This is a genomic window from Treponema denticola, assembly GCF_024181405.1.
GTDB lineage: Bacteria > Spirochaetota > Spirochaetia > Treponematales > Treponemataceae > Treponema_B > Treponema_B denticola_D.
On record NZ_CP051302.1, the window covers coordinates 1,518,824 to 1,536,872 of the forward strand.

The window sequence follows — 18,049 nt, forward strand, 5'->3', positions numbered from 1 at the left end:
ATTATTTTTAGTCAATAGATTGATTACTTTGGTTACTATTATAGCAGGAATTAAGTATATAGTCAATTCTAAAATTTGAATTTATGAATATAAAATGAGTAAAATTTTATCGTTTCGAGTATTTGCAGCCGCAGTAATCCTGTCTGTAAAGACCGTATTTTTTGCTTAAATTTATAGAATCAAGATAGCCGTTCCTTTTTTTAAAATCGCTCGGCAGCCATTTGCAGCCTTCACTTTCAAGAGAAAGGCCGATAGTATTAAGTTTTTCCGCATTTTTTAGGGGACTTACCGAAAGAGTTGAAGTAAAAAAGTCAAAACCGTCCTTTTTAGCTCTTTCGGCAGTTTTTTTTAGCCGCAAAAGGTAACAGCGCATACAGCGCTCCCCTCCTTCGGGACAATCTTCCAAACCTTGAGAAATCTCAGAGAATTCTTGCGGATCATAGACCTCTTTGATTATTTCTATCTTGTGAGATGAGATGTTCTCTTCATTATATATGGAAATAAGATGTTTTTGTTCCTCGGCCCTTTTTGAGTACTCCTCATCCGTGTCTATATTGGGATTATAATAGAAAACAGTAAGCTTAAAAAAAGGAGCAAGCTTTAAGATAACGGAAGAGCTGCAAGGCGCACAGCAGGAATGGAGCAATAAGGTCTTATCATTTGAACCTAAATTTTTTATCGTCTCCTGCATCAGTCTGTCATAGTTTATTTTTTGAGGCATCATTTCGGAATAAGGGTTTTAACTTTTTTGGAAATTTTTTCTACATAGGCCGGAAGATCCTTGATTTCCGTTCTGGGGAACCTAAAGCCTATGGCCCCCGGATGACCGCCTCCGTCTGCAATACTAAATTCACTTAAAATAGGTCTTACATCAATCCCCTTTACATCTCCGGAAGCCCTTATTCTAAGCTGAATTTTATCGGAGATTTCCACAGGATCAAAATATGCCGAGATACCCACTCCATGAACTTTTTCGGCTATATTGTCTGTAGCACGCTTTATGACTCCCAAAAACTGATTATAATCAATCCCCGAACTTAAAGCATCGGACTGTTTTTCATCTAAGATTATAATACCGACACGTCCATCATAAGACGCATTTTTCATTACCGATTCATAAATTCTTGCATCTTCATCTGAAAGTTTTTCCATTACATCCACAATTTCGTTTACGGAACTTATGTTTTGAGAACCTTCGTTAAATTTTTCATGAAGAATAGAATTAAACTTTTTTGAAAAATAATTATAAAAAGCCTTATCACGCTGCTTAAAAAGATAGTTTCCCATCTTTGCATCTCCAATCATGCCTGTGAGCATAGCAAGAACTATGTTGCGTGAATATAACTCATGTATACCGTATTTTTTAAGAATCTCAGGGCGTTTTTCAAGTTTTAAGCACATTTGCCCTATTATCTCGCAGGTACTTGACGCCCTCAAGGTAAGTCTATAATCCTCATCTCCCGAATAATCTGCATCTGCGGCAAAGTGATGATCTATCTCAACCTTAGGAAGCGTTTTATCCTTTAAAAAAACTTCAATAGCATCATTTGAGGCTATCATATCAGGCTTGGGTGTATCCAAAATAACTAAAACATCGGGATTTATGACCTCAGTCACATCATTAACAAACAAAGAGATAAAATTGTATCTGCAAATATCCGCAAAAAAAGAAAGATTATCCGGAACATTATCTTCTAAAAAAATATTTACGGTTTTCCCGAATTTACGCAACAATAAGCCGAAAGCAACAACCGAGGATATGCAATCCTCATCGGCGTGCTTATGCCCTAAAAGCAAAAATGATGATTTTTCATATATAAGTTCAAAAATCCTTTCCATTACCGCATTTTTTCTGCCGATACTGATAGGTTTTATTTTTTTTGTTTCAGAATTACTAGAGCTCATCGCATTATAGTATAGCACATTACGTCAAAATATCAAGTTTCTTTTTTCTTTTTTTACAAATATATCAAATTTTTCATCAAAATTCTTACCTTTATCAAAGAATATTATTAAAAAAATAAGAATTTGCTTGTAAAATACGGATTTTTACAGTACTTTATATGTATGGAACTAAAAAAGCAAGCCCAAAAGGGGACTATTATATCTGAAAAATTTATAGAACCGGAAAATTATAGGGTCATTCTTCTTAACGATGACTTTACCCCAATGGATTTTGTTGTGGCCGTCCTTATTTCCATATTTAATAAGTCGCAGGAAGAGGCCGAAACTTTGATGTTTAAGGTTCATAAAACGGGACAAGCCTCTGTCGGTATCTATGTATATGACATAGCAACAACAAAATGCTTTCAAGTATTAACGGCAGCAAAAAATAATAATTTTCCGCTGCAATGCAAGGTTGAAAAAGTATGAATTTTACGGTAAGTCTAACTGTCAGACGCATTTTTCAAGATGCTGTTGAAGACGCTAAAAAAAGAAATCATGAATTTGTTACTCCGGAGCACCTCCTGTGGGCTATTATGTTCAATCCCAAGGCCTTGGAGCTTTTTACCCTTTCAGGTTCGGATTTGGGTTACATCCACGATAACCTAAACACCTACCTTGAAAACAAGGTTCCGGTAAGGACAAAAGACAATCAGGCAGAACCTATTCAAACAGTAGGCCTGCAAAATGTTTTTGAAAGGGCAATTTTAAACTGCAACGCTGCCGAAAAGCCCGTTATCGGGATTAACGACATAATAGTAAGCCTTATGGATGAGGAAAAAAATCATTGTTCTTTTTTTATGAAGCAAAGCGGAATAGACCGCCTAAGGCTCCTCCAGCTGGTAAGCAGCCCCGACTTCTATGATGACGGCAAAAACCGAAGTGCCTATGAAGAAGCCGAAGATGTTCGGGAAGCTCAGGGCTTAAAAGAAGACTCTGCCGCCCATACTGCCGAAGAAAAAAACACGGACAAAAGCAAGGCACAAAAAACTTATCTTGAAAGGTTTACGGTAAATTTAACCGAAAAAGCCCGCAAGGGCCGGCTTTCTCCCATCATCGGAAGGGAAGAAGAAATAGAAAGAACTATTCAGATTTTATGCCGCAAGCAAAAAAACAATCCCATTCATGTTGGAGGAGCCGGAGTCGGAAAAACGGCTATCACCGAGGGGCTTGCCCAAAGAATTACGGCAAATAAGGTTCCCGGCTTTTTAAAAAACGCAAATATATACAGCTTAAGCCTATCGGACCTGCTGGCCGGAGCAAAATTTAGAGGCGACTTTGAAGAGAGGCTTAAACGGATTGTATCCGAAATTTCACGAGAAAAAAATGCTATTCTTTTTATAGATGAAATCCACACCATTGTAAATGCAAACTCGGGCGGAGGCGGAATTGAAGCACCTGATCTTTTAAAACCGATTTTGGCGAACGGAAAGGTTCGCTGTATCGGAGCTACAACCTTTGAAGAATACAATAAGCATTTTACAAAGGACGCAGCCCTTGCAAGGCGTTTCCAAAAAATAGATATTGAAGAGCCGAATGAAGAAGAAGCCGTTAAAATATTAAAAGGCCTTCGCGAAAGTTACGAGAATTTTCATAAGGTGCATTACAGTGATGAGGTTTTGGAGTCGGCAGTCCATCTTTCGGCCATTCATATCAGGGACAGGTTTTTGCCCGACAAGGCCATAGACCTTATAGACGAGGCCGGTGCCCTGATTAAGATAAGAGCCGATAAAGAAAAGAACGAAAATGAAGCTGATAAAAAAGACCTTGAAGAAACAGCCTTGCCGGAGGTAAGTCTTTCCGACATAGATAAGATAGTTGCAAAAACAGCCAAGATTCCGGAACAAAGGGTTTCGGTAAACGAAACGGAAAAACTGCGGCACTTTGAAGAAATCCTTTCAAAAAAAATCTTCGGGCAAGATACCGCCATCGAGGGCGTTACCAAGGCTGTAAAACGCTCCCGAGCCGGCTTCCGCTCCAAGGATAAGCCGGTTGCAAACTTTTTGTTTGTCGGCCCCACGGGCGTAGGCAAAACCGAACTTGCTAAGACCCTTGCAGAAGAGCTGGGTATCCCCCTCCTCCGCTTCGATATGAGCGAATATCAGGAAAAGCACACGGTAAGCCGCCTCATAGGCTCACCCCCCGGTTATGTAGGTTTTGAAGAAGGCGGGCTTTTAACCTCTGCCGTGCAAAAAAGCCCTAATGCGGTTCTTCTATTGGACGAGATAGAAAAGGCTCATGCCGACATCTATAATATTCTTTTACAGATTATGGACTATGCTACCCTTACCGATAATCAGGGCAGAAAGGCGGCCTTTAACAATATAATTCTTATTATGACAAGCAATGCAGGCTCTTCCAATATAGGAAAGCCCTTAATCGGTTTCGGAGGAGAGCGTATTTCGGAATCGGCTGTCGATGAGGCTGTCGAAAAAACTTTTACTCCGGAATTCAGAAACAGGCTTGATGCAATCATAAAATTCGGCCCCCTTACGATGCAGGTTATGAGCCTTATCATCAAAAAGGAAGTAGAAAAAATACGCTCCCAGCTTGCCGAAAAAGAAATTTCCCTTGAGCTTGACGAAGACGTTATTCCTCTTTTAGCCGAAAAAGGATATTCGGAAGAATTTGGAGCCCGCAATGCGGCCCGCCTTGTCGAAGACGAATTTGTAACCCCCTTAACGGATATGATTCTTTTTGGGGAAACAAAAAAAGGAAGCTCCGTAAAATGCCGAATCGGGGACAAACTTAAAAAGCCCTATTTGGTGTTAAACATAAAATAAAAAGGTGCGGCTTTTTAGTAAAAACAAATGCAGACCGATTTTTCTTCATTATCGCTTTTAAGTTCTACGGAAAAAAAGATACTCTTAAAAAGAAGTCAAAAGGATTTTCCTTGGCTTGAGAGCGAAGATTTTTTTGATTTTAATAAGGCCTTGGGAGAAGAAGATTATATTCAAAAATCCCAAGATGATGAGGTCATATCGGGAGGAAACCTTTCGCCGGGCATGATTCTTTCGGCCTATAAACATTCTTTTTTTCCTTGGTTTTCCGAAGAAGACCCGATAATCTGGTTTTCTCCATCTCTGCGGTTTGTAATCGACAAGGCTTCTTTTCATATTCCGTCCCGCCTAAAAAGAGAAATAAAAAAAATGGATTTTAGGATAAGTCAAAATGAAGCCTTTGATCAGGTTATAGAAAACTGTGCCCTAATCAAACGAGAGGGGCAAAAAGGAACTTGGATCACGGATGACATGCTTCAAGCTTATAGGCTTCTTCATAAGCTGGGCTTTGCTCACTCTGTCGAAGCATGGAAAGGCGGCGAATTGGCCGGAGGCTTTTACGGCCTTTATATAAACGAGGTCTTTATAGGCGAATCCATGTTCAGCGAGATAAGCGGAGCCTCCAAAACAGCCTTTGCCCTCTTTGCCCAAGACTTCTTTGAAAACAAGAAGGGCATTTTAATAGATGCCCAAATCCCTTCCGAAAACATAAAACGCTTCGGCGGCTTTAAGATGCTGAGAAGCAGGTATCTGGGGATTTTGAATTTCTGATTTTTATATAACAAGAATACTTGCAAGTATACTTGACGGATAAATAAAAAAGCTTTATACTCATTATAGGAGGATGGAGCGATGCCGCAAATATCTTTATATGTAAAAGAAAGTCATTTTGAAAAAATTGAAAAAGCTGCCAAAAATGCAAACAAATCCATTTCAGGCTGGGTTCTGGAAAAAATTCTTCCTCAAATTGAACCTTCCTACTCCAAAGAATTTATAAATCTTTTCGGATCGGTAGATGATAAAACCTTTAAAAGACCGGAACAGCCGAAATGGGAAGATGACAGTCCTAGGGAGTTCCTATAATGTATTATTTGGACACAAATATCTGTATTTATTTTATAAACGGAAAGTATCAATCCCTCAAAAATAAAATTTTATCTATTCCGCCTTCTAAGATAAGACTTCCTTCAATTGTAAAGGCAGAGCTTTTATTGGGCGCATATAAGAGCAGCAAAAAGAAAGAAAACCTAAAATGGCTTGAAGTATTTTTTAAAGAATTTGAAGTAGAGCCATTTTCGGATCAGACGGCATACACCTATGCAGATATCCGTTCAAAGCTGGAAAAAAGCGGAACCCTTATCGGGCCTAATGACTTACTTATAGCATCAATAGTTCTATATAATAACGGAACCTTGGTAACGAATAATACAAAAGAATTTAAAAGGATAAAAACTCTTAAACTCGAAAATTGGGTTGAAGAGTGAGTCCTCAAAGGTTAGAATGTTTGTATGCAAATTCAAAAAAGAACGGAAAAGCGTAATTTATTTTTAATTTATTTCGGTACAATAACTTCGCTGATAGGCGATGAGATAGGAAGCGTAGCTATTTCTATCTGGGTCGCCCTTCAAACAGATAATCCTATAAATTTTGCCCTTGTTTATTCTGCAGCCAAATTTTCAAGAATTGTTTTTTCTCTTTTTTCGGGTTCAATCGTAGACAGCTTTAACAAAAAGAAGATTTTATATTTAAGCGACTCGGCTCAATTAGTTTTAAATATTTTTATTCTATTTTTGATTCTTTTAAATTTGGATTTTAAGTTAAAGGTATTTTTGTTTTGCCTTATAAGTGTTTTGCAAGGTTTTTGCCTGTCCATCTTTAAACCGTCGAGCAGGGCGATTTTGCCCGAAATAATAAATAAAGAAAATTTAAAAAAAGCTAATTCGGTTTTGGAAATGAGTAAGAGCTTAATTTCGATGCTGGCCGTAATCTTTGCTGCGGGGCTTGTGATGCTCTTAGGCTGTGAGGTCTGTATTTTAATAAATGCCATAACTTTTTTTATATCCGCCCTATCCGAGATTTTTATTCGTTACGATTTTAAAAATAAAGATGAGCAAAAAAAAGCGGAGTCAAAGTTAAAAAAAATCTTTGACGGGTACCGCTATGTTTTAAGCGAAAAAGAACTTTTAAGATTTGCATTATTGGCTTCATGTTTAAACTTTTTTTGTACACCCATTTTTTCGAACATACTGACCTATCAGTTTAAGACGGTTTTTATGTTTAATTGGCTGTCGGCTTTTTCTGTAATAAATAAATTTTTAAAAGATGAAAAATCTTTTTTAACTCTTCTTTCAACAATTGTTTTTTTCGGTTTAGGAATAGGGAACATACTGGGCAGCCTTGCTTCTCGAAAAGTTTCCGGTAAAAATATAAAATTTTTTGCTTTGGTTTTGCCGGCCTTTTCTTTTTTGATTTTAGGTTTTTACTTTTGGTTTTTAAAAGAAAACAACTTTTTATTTAATATAATCTTACTCGGCGGTATTATCAGCTCATCCGCCCTGCTTGCAGGTTTCAGTATGGGAGTTTTTAATGTCTATGTAACAAGCCTTTACCAAAAAAAAGTACAACCCGAATTTTCAGGAAGATTTTTTGCCTTTAATACCGTGCTGATTCAAATATCTTCTCCGATAGGAATGCTTATCGGCAGCAGTATCGCTGCAATAGGCATTTTTTATCCCGTCTTTCTTTTTGCCGGCGGCATTTTATGTTTTATAACAATTTTTTTAAAATGTGAAATATAGAATTTGCCGCCCATATAAGCAAAACTCAAGTTAAAATGAGCGGCGATATTTTAGGCACTTGTTTTAAGCTTTTTTATCTAAGACCTTTTTTTTAAATGTTCTAAATTCAAAAAAGAGAAAAATAATGGCACAGGTATTTAAAACGGTTAAAATTGTGGGGAGCTTACTAGGCCTCTTTGTTTTTCCGATTTTTTTAGATTTTGCGGAAGAATCGCCGGAAGCGGATTCGGTAGAGCCGCCTTCATCCGAGCTTTCTTCTTCGCTTGCTTCCCAATAGGCTACATGGCCTGCACCATCCGAAGCTTCGGCCGACATTACTTTAAGAGAGGGATCAAAGCGGTAAAATCCCTTATCGTCTACCTCGCCTTCTTGAATTACATCAAAGCCTCCATCGGAATAAAGAATTACCTTTGTTCCGGGGGTAAAACCGCCGCCATCGTACTCAACCTGAAAAACTCCCGGTTCGACGAGTTCCAAAAACATTGCATGAGAAAAAGCTGCAAAGCTTACAGCAAACAAAAACAATAATGTTAAAGCATATTTTTTCATAATTTTACCTTCTAAAAAACAATTGATTTTCTTATAAATTCCGTTTAAACCAATCGGGCCTCGCCTTCATCATAAGCTTGACAGCAAAGCCGGTAATTACAGCCTCGACCGCCATAACTACGGAATGAGAAACAAAGATAGCTATAAATGTTTCTTTTGCAAAACTTCCGCCCGTCATAAGAAGAACCGATAAAACCAAAACTACAAAGATAACAGACAAGGCTCCGACAACCATTCCCTTTAAAAGCACATTATCGCTTTTCCAATTATAAAAAATAATTGCCGATAATATTGAAGAAATAGAAAGCATCAGAGTGTTGGCTCCGAGGGTTGTAATCCCGCCGTGCTGGAACAAAAGGGCTTGCAGCAGCAGTGCGGGAAAAAATGCAAGGGGCGCCCTACGCCCGACAATAATTCCTATCAGTCCGCACATGAGCGGATGAACCGAGCTCGGCGGTATCGGAATCATAATCAATGAAATAGCAAAAAAAGTTCCCGCCATAAGACTTATTTTCGGGATATCCTCTTCTTTTGTTCCTTTGACGGCAAAGGCAATTCCTACCGCACTTGCCGCATAACCTACGGCACAAACCGCCGTCGATAATCCTCCATCGGATATATGCATAAATTCCTCTCCTTTTATTTACAATAAATTTAGGGCATCTTCAACAGAACGGGGTGCGGGATTTTTATGACCGAAAAGCCTTGCAAGTTTAGGCATAACAATACCAGCTCTTTGCAGCACTTCCGCATTATTAAAAATGCTCACGGCATCTCCTCCTGCAATCAATTCTCCCTCGTTCATCACATAAACATTATCGGCCCACTCATAACAAAAATCCTGATCATGGGTCGAAAAAATAATCGTCTTGCCTTCTTTGGAAAAATCGTCCAAGATAGCTTTAAAGGCAGCCTTTACCTTGCTGTCAAGGCCCGAAAAAGGCTCATCGCATACGATGATTTCAGGCTCCATAACAAGGACACCGGCTATGGCACAAATCTTCTTTTGCCCCAAACTAAGCTGATAGGGAGAATAATCCTTTAGGTGCTCGATATTCAGTTTTTTTAAGATACGGTCAACGGCAGCTTCTATTTCTCCCCTACCCATACCCAAATTCTTTAGTCCGAAGCCGATGTCTTCGTAAACGCTTGTCAAAAAAAGCTGATGGTCGGGATAATCGAAGAGGAAGCCCGATTTTTTTCTTACGGAATTTAAGGTCTTTTTAGAAACCTCTTCACCCAAAATATTCACCCTTCCCGTTTGAGGCAAAATTGTTCCGTTAAGATGATAAAGGAGGGTCGACTTTCCGGAGCCGTTTAGACCGACTACGGCCGTCTTCTTTCCTTTTTCAAAATGAGCATTTATATTCTTGATTGCATTCCTTCCATCGGGATAAGTGTAGGATAAATTTTCTATTAAAACAGCCATGGAATCTCCATAAATCTTTCTATTATTGTGAGGCCTATAAAAAGCAAAACGAAAAAGACAAGGAGGCCTATGTAAAAGGGCGAGGCAATTTTTTCGGGTTTAAATTTGGTTTCGGAGGTAAAGCCCCGAGCCCTCATCGCATTATAAACCTTGTCGCCGTGATCCGCTGCCTTCAAAAAAAAGCCGCCTATCATTTCGCCGTAGGTTGAAACTTTGGCAAAGGTGCGGGCATTGTCAAAACAGCGGGCACTCATAGCCTTTGCAGTCTTGTCAAGATCCGTTCTTACCATAAAAAAATATCTAAAGGTAAGGGAAATAATTTGATTTAAAAAATTGGGAAGGCCGAGCTTCATAACGCCTTCAACCAAGTAAAGGTAAGAATATTTTGAAGAAATAAAGGAAATCGTCATCATCGCACACATTAGCCGCAAAATGAGCTTTGCAGAAAAATATCTTTGTTCTATAGGAACATTGTAAAAGCCCCTTATTACGAAGGGAAGCAGAATCATTATCACAAAGGGCAAAACGCCCAGAACCGATTTTAGGTTCTTAATTCTTTCAGGCGAAAAAATCAAAATCACGGACATAACTATAAAAACCCAGAATATCAAAACTTCTATGTGCTTAACGCTCGAAAGATAGAATAAAAAAAAGAAAAGAATATATAAAGTTATGTGAGGTGCTTTTTTTAAGCTTTCCATAATCGTATAACCTGACTTGAGTTCCTATTTTATAGCACTTTTAGAGGAGAAAGACAAGGGGGGGGCGATTAAAAATGTACATCCTTGTACATTTTTAATCTTAGAGTTTTAGACTTGCGTCTAAAACTCTCGAAATTTGGAAAACGCCTCCGTCCATGGCGGCTGGGGAATGTACATCCTGAGTCCGATTTTCACAATTTAATCCAATTTATAAAAACCTTTTTATATTTTACTATTTTTTTTAAATATTTTCTATAAATATAATGAGGAGGGAGAATGTGAAAAAATTAGGAGAACACAAATGATAAAAAGATTTGAAGATTTGACTTTACAAGACGATTTTATGTTTTGTAAAGTTATGCAAAATCCGGATTTATGCAAAAGACTAATCGAAATGATACTATCCGATACAATAGGTAAAATTACATATATTTCGATACAGCATAATATTAAAAACTATGAACAGGCAAAGTCAGTGAGATTTGATGTTTTAGTACAGACAGAGAACGGTAAATTTTATGATATTGAAATGCAGGTAAGTAATGAGAAGAATACCCCCAAAAGAATGAGGTTTTACCAAGCAGCCATCGATATTTCGTTCTTGGATAAGGGCAATTCCTATAATAATTTAAACGACAGCTTTATAATTTTTATCTGCACTTTTGATGCTATCGGTAAAAATAGACCTATTTATATCTTTGAAAACATCTGCATTGAAGATAAAAATATATCTTTACAAGACGGAACAAAAAAGGTTATAATAAACTCAGAGGCTTTTGAAAATACCGAAGACAAAGAATTAAAAGAGTTTTTAGAATACCTTAAAACAGGTAAAGCAAAAAGCGAATTTACAAGGGAGATAGAGGCTATGATACAAACAATAAAACAAAACGAACAAGCAAGACAAGAATATAGATTAATGTCAACTTTTGAGATGGATATTAAGGATAGTGTTAAGCGGGAGACAGCAAAACTTATGAAACAAAAAAACTTTGATATAGCTTTAATTAAAGAAATAACGGGACTTCCAGAAACTGAAATTGAGGAACTGTAAATTAGGGGAAGTACAGCCAGCGAAACTTCGAGGCGTACAGCCAGCGAAGCTTCAAGGCTAAGACCCTTTTTCGGGTATATGAACCGGTTTTATCGCTTATAGAATCCTTATGAAACTCCTTATCCAGAAGTTCCAAGTCTGCGATTGTTTCAGGCGGAATGTCTAAAATACATTCCAGCAAGTCCTGTAAGACATCTTTGTTTTCCTATAAAAAAATAAGCACAAGGATTTTCAAATCCTGAGCATTATTTTTTTAACACTTTTGTAATAAAATGAAAAAGCGCTTAAAATATCAAAAGTTTTGCCTATGGCAAAACTTTAAGTTCAATACAAGCGACGCTTATTTTAGGAGCTTGTATTGAACCTTCTTCCACTCCGAATACTCTTTTAAAAGCGTAGTCGTTGCGGAGGGTGATTTTAAATAGTTTTTTCATATCAAACTCCATAAAAATTATTTAAAAGAGAAAAATTTTCCCCCTTTCATAACTATTGTATGAAGAGTTTGCAATAAATAGTAAAATTTTGAAAAAAGAAATTTGGGAAATGGTAATTTTTTTTATTTAACCGCAGCAGACACAAAGACCGCAAAGAATTTTTTTAATAACAGTCCGGGGTTTCCAAAGGGGTATCCCCTTTGGCAGACGGAAAAGGAAGGAGGGGTTTTAGGGGAGAAAAGGTACAGCCGGCGCAACTTCAAGGCAAACCTGTTCTGTCGGGTTGTCCTTCCTCCCCTAATAAATTATAACTTCGTCCTCAATTGAAAATTTTCAGACTCTGTGCTATTATTATTCTATGAAAAATTTAAACTCATTATCAAAGCAGCTTTTAGCAGCTCTAGTTCTTGTTTTGTCGGCATCGGTTTTTATGGCCGGTTGTAAAAAAAATGACCAAGCCTTGCAAAATGCAATGGATGACATTGAAAGCATAAGCTACGGAGCCTTAAAGCGGCTTGAGCCTATCAATGTGATTTTTAAAGAAGAAATAAAGCATCCCGAAAACCTTGAAAAGGCCTGTGTTTTAACGCCTAAGCCTTCCGGAGAATGGAAGATAATGGGTAAAAATCAAATTACCTTTACCCCTTCATCAGCCTACAGCTTTAAAACCGATCTTAACCTGGAATTGGATGTAGGACTTCTCCTCGAAAACACAGAAAAGAAAAAGGGAATCAACCTCACATTCAACATAGCTCATCCTGAGTTTAAACTTATATCGGGAGAACTAATCCCCGACGAAAAAAAAGAAAATATTTTTAGATTTGAAGGTATCGGCGAAACCGATATACCTGAAACTCTTGCCTCAATAGAAAAAATGCTTACGGCCGATTTAAAAATGGGAAATTCAAAGTCAAACCCTGCTATAAAGGTTAGCCAAGGAGCCGCCTCCAATCAATACAAAATCAGCATAAAAGAAATAAGCAGAAAAGAACAAGTTCAAGAATTGAATCTATCATGGAATTTGGAAGCTCTCGGCGGAGAGGGCTCAAATTCTTCAAGCTTTAATGTAGCTGCCCTATCGGTTTTTCAGGTAACTTCTTTTTCTCAAGAAACGGGAAGCGAAATACAGGTAAACTTTTCGGATATGCTGGACTCTTCACAAGATTTAAGGGGCTTTATAAAACTTGAATCGTCTCCCGAAATGCCTTTTAGATACAGCATTGACGGATATAAGCTTAAAATCTTTTCACAAAACGGGCTTTTCCCCGATAATACACGCTTATCGGTACTGCCCGGCATAAAAAACTCAAGAGGAAAAAAACTTGAAACCCAAGCCGATTTTTCCATAACGGTTGCTTGGGAAAAACCCTCAATACGCTTTACAAAGGCCGGAAACATAATTCCTGCAAAGGAAATGTCCGTCCTTGTTTCTACAAAAAATATCAGCGGACTTATGCTCGAAGCCTTTCAGATCTACGATAAAAATATGACGCAATTTCTCCAGATAAATACTATAGACGGAGATTATGAGCTAAACCGCGTAGGAGAACCCGTCTGGCGGCAGAGCTTTGACCTTGAATGGAACAGCTCGATGAAAAATAAAACGGTTCAACACTCCCTCGACCTCAGCAAGCTGATAAAGAAATTCCCCGGCGGTATGTTCGAGCTTCGTGCAAGTTTTACAAAAAAGCACAGCATGTATGAATCGCCTTCCAAATCCAACGAGTTTTCACACCTTCCCTTCCCCAAGGATATAAGCGAAATAGAAAACTTTAAAAACATCGAAACCGATTATTGGAATAATTCCGATATAGAGGATGAAGATCGTTATAAATTTTGGTCAAACAGGGAAAACCCGAATCATCCGGCCTTTTATCTTCCGTCATACAGCAATTACTGTATGGCAATAAAAAGAATTTTGGTTTCAAACATTGGCTTATCGGCAAAAAAAGACAGGGAAGGAAAACTTTACATCAGTGCCGCCGACCTATTGACGGCCGAGCCTATGAGCGGTGTAAATATAAGTTTATTTAACTTTGCTCAAAAAGAATTTGAATCGGGCAAAACCGACGGCGACGGGCTTCTAATGCTCAAAAATGAAAATGATGCCTTCCTTATAAGAGCCGAAAAAAGCGGAGACGTAAACTGGCTTCCCCTTAATTCCGAAGTGCTTTCTACAAGTCATTTTCAGGTAGAAGGAGAGTCTTCAAAAAAAGGGGTTAAGGGTTATATTTATGGAGAACGCGGAGTTTGGCGGCCCGGAGATGATATTCATCTTGTATTTATTTTACAGGATTTGGAAAAAAATCTCCCAAAAGATTACCCTGTTAAATTCTATCTTGAAGACCCATTAGGCAAAAAAACGGATACTAAGGTTTTTACTTCTTCGGTAGACGGTTTTTATAGGATAGATACAAAAACCAATGCTCAAGACAAAACCGGCACATGGTATGCAATAGTTACAGCCGGAGGAAAGTCTTGGTCTAAGAGCATAAAGGTTGAGTCCATTGTACCCAACCGTCTTTTTGTAAACCTTGATCCTAAGGCAAAATATTTTTCCGAAGGCTACAATCAGGCAGTGCTGGGAGGCGAGTGGCTCCATGGGGCAAAGGCTTCCGGCTTAAAAGCCGAAATTTCAGCCCGCTATGTTTTAAACCGGACTCCTTTTGAAAATTATAAAAACTATAATTTTATAAATCCCGAACTTAGCGTACAACAAGACTCAAACAAAATTTGGGAAGGTACCCTAAATGATGCGGGAAAAGCCGATATAAACCTTTATCTTTCATCCGAAGCAAAAGCCCCCGGAAAACTAAAGGCGATTTTTGAAACAAGAATATACGAGCCTTCAGGAGCCTTTTCTACGGAAAACAAGGTCTTTGATTATTCGCCCTATTCACGCTATGTCGGAATGCAGATTCCTAAAAGCGATGATGAGTATAGGGATATGCTTTACACCAATAAGGACCAAACCCTATATTTTGCGGTTTTGGATCCTGAGGGAAATCCCGTAAAAGAAGGCGTAAACTTAAGCGTAAACCTTTATAAGCTGGAATGGTATTGGTGGTGGGAAGCAGATGAAGAAAGTGCCAACTATACAAATTCAAGGTACACTCAACATATAAAAAACTGGAATATTTCGGCAAAGGGCGGAAAGGCCGAGCTTAATATGAAGGTTTCAAATGGAGATTGGGGCAGGTATTTGATTACGGTTTCAGATCCGAACGGAGGGCACAGCTCGGCTCAGGTAGTATACTTTGACTGGGAAGGATGGGCCAGCCGAAAAACAAGCGATGAGTCAAGCGATTCAATCATCATGCTCACAACCGATAAAGCAAAATACTACGCCGATGATACCGCCGAAATTACCTTCCCCGGATACGAGGGTGCAAAAGCCCTCATAACGCTCGAAAAAAACGGCAGGGTTCTAAAACAAGAATGGATAAAATCCAAGGGAAAGATTTTCTCGTACAAACTAAAACTTGATCCTTCGATGGCTCCGAACATCTACGCCCATGTAAGTTTAATACAGGAACACAGCCAGACAAAAAACAGTCTGCCCATAAGAATGTACGGAATAACCCCTGTAATGATTGAAAACAAATTATCAAGACTAAGCCCCGTGATACAAGCGGAACAGAGCTATGAACCCAATAGCAAGGTTTCGTTTACGGTAAGCGAAGAAAAGGGAAGACCTATGACCTTTACGGTTGCCGTTGTAGACGAGGGACTCTTGGGTCTTACAGCCTTCCATACAGGCAATCCTTGGGACAGCTTTTATAAAAAAGAGTCCTCGCAAATTACCTCTTGGGATGTTTATAAATATGTAATCGGAGCCTACAGCGGCAATATAGAATCGATTCTCTCGGTCGGAGGAGGAGGCTTTATAGATAACAAGACCTCAAAGAATGCGGAGCGTTTTAAACCCATTGTTTACTTTTTCGGCCCCTTTGAAATCAAGGCAAAAGAAAAGAAAACAATCGAATTCGATCTTCCTCAGTATATCGGAGCCTTGCGCATTATGGCAGTTGCAGGAAAGGACGGAGCCTACGGAATAAAAGAAGAAACCGTAAAGGTAAAAAGCGATCTTATCGTAATGCCTACCCTTCCCCGCACCATGGGCATAGGAGAAACAATCGAGGTTCCCGTAACAGTCTTTAACGGAACTTCTTCCGAAAAAAAAGCAAAGGTAGTTTTAAAAAGCGAAGGAGCTATAAATATAAGCGAAACAAAAGAGGTAAGTATCCCTGCAAATTCCGACTCTTCCGTTTTCTTTAAGGTAAAAACGGATAAGGGAGGCATCGCCAAATTCACGGCGGAAGCCTCGGCCTCAGGCATTTCAAAAACGGCAAAGGCCTTTACCGAAATAGATGTGCTTTCCAGAGGAATACCCTACTCTACAGTCGAGCTTATAAATATTGAAGCCGGAAAAACATTTGCTAAAACCGTTCCTCTAAAAGGCGAAAACGGAACAAAGAGTTTAAGCGTAGAAATTTCTCAAATGCCGGCCTTGGGACTTGAAAACCGCCTGGCCTATCTTTTAGGTTATCCTTATGGCTGTATCGAGCAGATAACATCCAAGGCCTTCCCCCAATTATACCTAAACACGATAACGGCCTTAGACCAAACGGAAATCGATAAGGCAAAGAGCAATGTAAACTCGGTTCTAAACCGCTATATAAACTATCAGCTTAGGTCGGGAGGATTCAGCTATTGGCCGGGCGGCGGATATGAAACTTCGTGGGCTACAAACTATGCAGGTCACTTTATGGTCGAAGCAAAAAAGGCCGGCTATGAAGTAAACGACAGCATCTATCAAAGCTGGCTTTCTCACCAAATCGACATGGCAAAAAATTGGGCAGGTACCTATGCGGACAGCATGGAAACTCAGGCCTACCGCTTATACACCCTTGCCCTTGCAGGTAAACCCGAAATAGGAGCTATGAACCGCTTAAAAAATATGGAGCAAAACCTCAACTCCGTATCAAAGGCCTTCCTCGCAAATGCTTATAGTCTTGCAGGCCACAGCAGTACGGCCAAGGCAATGCTCGAAAAGCTCTATGAGCCGACCACAGTTTATAGGAGCACGGGCGGAAACTATTCGTCCAATATCAGGGACTTGGCTTTAATCTTAAATGCTTACACCACGGTCGGCGAAACTGCAAGGACTACGAACATTATTTCAAAGCTTGCTAAAATTTCGTCAAGCAACGATTGGCTTTCGACGCAGGAAACAGCTTGGATTCTTTTAGCCCTGGCACCTCACTACGCCTTCGACAAAAATAAGAGTGCAAACTATGAGATTGTAACCGAAGGAAATGTAATCAAGGACAAATTAAACAATACATCTAAACTCCATAATATTCCTGTAAATACCGAAACGGCAAAAAAGATGGAAATTAAGAATACGGGAAATACACCTATCTTCGCTGCTATAAACACGGCAGGAAAACTTAACCCGGGAAGCGAAACCCGTATCGAAGAAAACTTAAAACTTTCGGTTGTATATCAAAACGAGGATGATCAAGAAGTTTCGCCCGAGACCTTAAAAAAGGGACAGAGGTTTAAGATGAGGGTAAGAGTCGACAATAAGACTCAAGGCGCCCTTGAAAACCTTACCCTTTCAATCCCCATTCCGACAGGCTGGGAAATTACAAACACAAGGCTCGGAGGCGATGATGATACGGATTCGGAAGACGAGCGCAACACAAGGCAATTATATGACTTTCAAGATTTAAAGGATACTCATATTTACACTCACTTTGCCTTGGACGGTTACGGCACAAAGAACTTTGAGTTTACCGGAACCGTAACATACGGAGGAGAATACTATATACCGGCAATCTTTGTCGAGGCTATGTACGATTATGCTTACAGAGCCGTCCTCCCAGGCACAAGAATAAAGGCGTTTGATTAGTATGAATATAGCCGAATTTATAAAAGCTGCAAAAAAGAATGATATTGAGCTTATAAAAACTTATTTACAAAAGGGCTTTGATATTAATACTCAAGACAAGGACGGCTTTACGGCTGTTATGGAAGCAGCCGAATTCGGCTATAAGGATTTATTTTGGTTTTTAATCGAAAAAGGAGCAGATGTCTTAATTAAAGCGGATTATAATTTTTCGATAGTTCACGCCGTCGGTTTAGGCGGCGACAAAAAAATGCTTGACTATGTAATCTCAAAGGGTGCCTGTATAGACGAAAAAGTTACAGGCGGAGAACAGGACGGCATGACAATAAAAGATTATGCTCTTTTGGCCAAAAATGACGAAGTATACAGGGAACTAAAACTTTTATAAAAAACATACGGCGTTTTGTTTGAGTTTACTGATTAAAAGTTACTCGACACTCATTTTG

16 protein-coding genes and 1 pseudogene are annotated in these 18,049 nt (G+C 38.9%); 9 read left to right on the forward strand and 8 right to left on the reverse strand.

Features of this window, described 5'->3' with window-relative positions:
- Window positions 1-106: 106 nt before the first annotated feature.
- Together HGJ18_RS07230 and HGJ18_RS07235 are read right to left on the reverse strand one after the other, a co-directional pair.
- Window positions 107-724 (reverse strand): epoxyqueuosine reductase QueH, encoded by a 618-nt coding sequence (locus HGJ18_RS07230; protein WP_253695340.1) that lies wholly within the window; start codon window positions 722-724, stop codon window positions 107-109.
- Entirely contained in the window at window positions 721-1,905 is a 1,185-nt protein-coding gene (locus tag HGJ18_RS07235) for a DHH family phosphoesterase (RefSeq protein ID WP_253695341.1), read from the reverse strand. The genes HGJ18_RS07230 and HGJ18_RS07235 overlap by 4 nt, the downstream gene beginning before the upstream one ends.
- 162 nt (window positions 1,906-2,067) lie before the next feature.
- Between HGJ18_RS07235 and HGJ18_RS07240 the strand changes: the two genes are divergently transcribed.
- The 6 genes from HGJ18_RS07240 (at window position 2,068) to HGJ18_RS07265 (ending at window position 7,522) form a co-directional block, all read left to right on the forward strand.
- The gene (locus HGJ18_RS07240) at window positions 2,068-2,373 is read left to right on the forward strand and encodes an ATP-dependent Clp protease adaptor ClpS (RefSeq protein WP_002668196.1); all 306 of its coding nucleotides are present in this window, start codon (window positions 2,068-2,070) and stop codon (window positions 2,371-2,373) included.
- Window positions 2,370-4,727: an ATP-dependent Clp protease ATP-binding subunit ClpA gene (gene clpA / locus HGJ18_RS07245; RefSeq protein ID WP_253695342.1), complete on the forward strand. Its 2,358-nt coding sequence runs from the start codon at window positions 2,370-2,372 to the stop codon at window positions 4,725-4,727. The genes HGJ18_RS07240 and clpA overlap by 4 nt, the downstream gene beginning before the upstream one ends.
- Before the next feature lie 27 nt (window positions 4,728-4,754).
- Window positions 4,755-5,495: a leucyl/phenylalanyl-tRNA--protein transferase gene (aat, locus tag HGJ18_RS07250; RefSeq protein WP_253695343.1), complete on the forward strand. Its 741-nt coding sequence runs from the start codon at window positions 4,755-4,757 to the stop codon at window positions 5,493-5,495.
- An 81-nt stretch (window positions 5,496-5,576) separates the two neighbouring features.
- On the forward strand, window positions 5,577-5,807 hold the full coding sequence (locus HGJ18_RS07255) for a hypothetical protein (RefSeq protein WP_002668190.1): 231 nt from the start codon (window positions 5,577-5,579) through the stop codon (window positions 5,805-5,807).
- Window positions 5,807-6,208, forward strand: coding sequence for a type II toxin-antitoxin system tRNA(fMet)-specific endonuclease VapC (gene vapC / locus HGJ18_RS07260; protein ID WP_253695344.1), 402 nt, complete (start codon window positions 5,807-5,809; stop codon window positions 6,206-6,208). Before HGJ18_RS07255 ends, vapC begins: the two co-directional genes overlap by 1 nt.
- Before the next feature lie 24 nt (window positions 6,209-6,232).
- Window positions 6,233-7,522: an MFS transporter gene (locus tag HGJ18_RS07265; protein ID WP_253695345.1), complete on the forward strand. Its 1,290-nt coding sequence runs from the start codon at window positions 6,233-6,235 to the stop codon at window positions 7,520-7,522.
- Between the two features lie 63 nt (window positions 7,523-7,585).
- Here the strand turns inward: HGJ18_RS07265 and HGJ18_RS07270 are convergent, their stop codons facing one another.
- The 4 genes from HGJ18_RS07270 to HGJ18_RS07285 are packed head-to-tail and all read right to left on the reverse strand — an operon-like array spanning window position 7,586 to window position 10,201.
- Window positions 7,586-8,071, reverse strand: a complete 486-nt coding sequence (locus HGJ18_RS07270; RefSeq protein ID WP_253695346.1) for a hypothetical protein — start codon at window positions 8,069-8,071, stop codon at window positions 7,586-7,588.
- Window positions 8,072-8,102: 31 nt separating this feature from the next.
- Window positions 8,103-8,696, reverse strand: a complete 594-nt coding sequence (locus HGJ18_RS07275; protein WP_002668179.1) for a CbiM family transporter — start codon at window positions 8,694-8,696, stop codon at window positions 8,103-8,105.
- A gap of 18 nt (window positions 8,697-8,714) precedes the next feature.
- Window positions 8,715-9,500, reverse strand: a complete 786-nt coding sequence (locus tag HGJ18_RS07280) for an energy-coupling factor ABC transporter ATP-binding protein (RefSeq protein WP_002675584.1) — start codon at window positions 9,498-9,500, stop codon at window positions 8,715-8,717.
- Window positions 9,488-10,201 carry an energy-coupling factor transporter transmembrane component T family protein gene (locus HGJ18_RS07285; protein ID WP_253695347.1) on the reverse strand — a complete coding sequence of 238 codons (714 nt, stop codon included), beginning with the start codon at window positions 10,199-10,201 and terminating at the stop codon, window positions 9,488-9,490. Before HGJ18_RS07285 ends, HGJ18_RS07280 begins: the two co-directional genes overlap by 13 nt.
- A 301-nt stretch (window positions 10,202-10,502) precedes the next feature.
- Between HGJ18_RS07285 and HGJ18_RS07290 the strand changes: the two genes are divergently transcribed.
- Window positions 10,503-11,255 carry an Rpn family recombination-promoting nuclease/putative transposase gene (locus HGJ18_RS07290; protein ID WP_002690889.1) on the forward strand — a complete coding sequence of 251 codons (753 nt, stop codon included), beginning with the start codon at window positions 10,503-10,505 and terminating at the stop codon, window positions 11,253-11,255.
- 43 nt (window positions 11,256-11,298) lie between these two features.
- Here the strand turns inward: HGJ18_RS07290 and HGJ18_RS07295 are convergent.
- Both HGJ18_RS07295 and HGJ18_RS07300 read right to left on the reverse strand, forming a co-directional pair.
- Window positions 11,299-11,460, reverse strand: a pseudogene (locus HGJ18_RS07295) (PD-(D/E)XK nuclease family transposase); the annotation flags it as partial.
- Window positions 11,461-11,560: 100 nt separating this feature from the next.
- Window positions 11,561-11,689: a hypothetical protein gene (locus HGJ18_RS07300; protein ID WP_002690892.1), complete on the reverse strand. Its 129-nt coding sequence runs from the start codon at window positions 11,687-11,689 to the stop codon at window positions 11,561-11,563.
- A gap of 358 nt (window positions 11,690-12,047) precedes the next feature.
- Here HGJ18_RS07300 and HGJ18_RS07305 point away from each other — a divergent pair, with 358 nt between their 5' ends.
- Window positions 12,048-17,606 carry an alpha-2-macroglobulin family protein gene (locus HGJ18_RS07305; RefSeq protein ID WP_253695348.1) on the forward strand — a complete coding sequence of 1,853 codons (5,559 nt, stop codon included), beginning with the start codon at window positions 12,048-12,050 and terminating at the stop codon, window positions 17,604-17,606.
- A 1-nt stretch (window position 17,607) separates the two neighbouring features.
- Window positions 17,608-17,991 (forward strand): ankyrin repeat domain-containing protein, encoded by a 384-nt coding sequence (locus HGJ18_RS07310; RefSeq protein WP_253695349.1) that lies wholly within the window; start codon window positions 17,608-17,610, stop codon window positions 17,989-17,991.
- The last annotated feature ends 58 nt before the right edge of the window (window positions 17,992-18,049 follow it).

What these genes read in the sequence shown, in the direction of transcription:
- HGJ18_RS07265 (WP_253695345.1), top strand. Translation starts at nt 6,233, where the DNA reads ATGCAAATTCAAAAAAGAACGGAAAAGCGTAATTTATTTTTAATTTAT.
- HGJ18_RS07280 (WP_002675584.1), bottom strand. Translation starts at nt 9,500, where the DNA reads ATGGCTGTTTTAATAGAAAATTTATCCTACACTTATCCCGATGGAAGG.
- HGJ18_RS07270 (WP_253695346.1), bottom strand. Translation starts at nt 8,071, where the DNA reads ATGAAAAAATATGCTTTAACATTATTGTTTTTGTTTGCTGTAAGCTTT.
- HGJ18_RS07290 (WP_002690889.1), top strand. Translation starts at nt 10,503, where the DNA reads ATGATAAAAAGATTTGAAGATTTGACTTTACAAGACGATTTTATGTTT.
- HGJ18_RS07285 (WP_253695347.1), bottom strand. Translation starts at nt 10,201, where the DNA reads ATGGAAAGCTTAAAAAAAGCACCTCACATAACTTTATATATTCTTTTC.
- HGJ18_RS07230 (WP_253695340.1), bottom strand. Translation starts at nt 724, where the DNA reads ATGATGCCTCAAAAAATAAACTATGACAGACTGATGCAGGAGACGATA.
- clpA (WP_253695342.1), top strand. Translation starts at nt 2,370, where the DNA reads ATGAATTTTACGGTAAGTCTAACTGTCAGACGCATTTTTCAAGATGCT.
- vapC (WP_253695344.1), top strand. Translation starts at nt 5,807, where the DNA reads ATGTATTATTTGGACACAAATATCTGTATTTATTTTATAAACGGAAAG.
- HGJ18_RS07240 (WP_002668196.1), top strand. Translation starts at nt 2,068, where the DNA reads ATGGAACTAAAAAAGCAAGCCCAAAAGGGGACTATTATATCTGAAAAA.
- HGJ18_RS07300 (WP_002690892.1), bottom strand. Translation starts at nt 11,689, where the DNA reads ATGAAAAAACTATTTAAAATCACCCTCCGCAACGACTACGCTTTTAAA.
- HGJ18_RS07255 (WP_002668190.1), top strand. Translation starts at nt 5,577, where the DNA reads ATGCCGCAAATATCTTTATATGTAAAAGAAAGTCATTTTGAAAAAATT.
- HGJ18_RS07305 (WP_253695348.1), top strand. Translation starts at nt 12,048, where the DNA reads ATGAAAAATTTAAACTCATTATCAAAGCAGCTTTTAGCAGCTCTAGTT.
- HGJ18_RS07310 (WP_253695349.1), top strand. Translation starts at nt 17,608, where the DNA reads ATGAATATAGCCGAATTTATAAAAGCTGCAAAAAAGAATGATATTGAG.
- HGJ18_RS07235 (WP_253695341.1), bottom strand. Translation starts at nt 1,905, where the DNA reads ATGAGCTCTAGTAATTCTGAAACAAAAAAAATAAAACCTATCAGTATC.
- HGJ18_RS07275 (WP_002668179.1), bottom strand. Translation starts at nt 8,696, where the DNA reads ATGCATATATCCGATGGAGGATTATCGACGGCGGTTTGTGCCGTAGGT.
- aat (WP_253695343.1), top strand. Translation starts at nt 4,755, where the DNA reads ATGCAGACCGATTTTTCTTCATTATCGCTTTTAAGTTCTACGGAAAAA.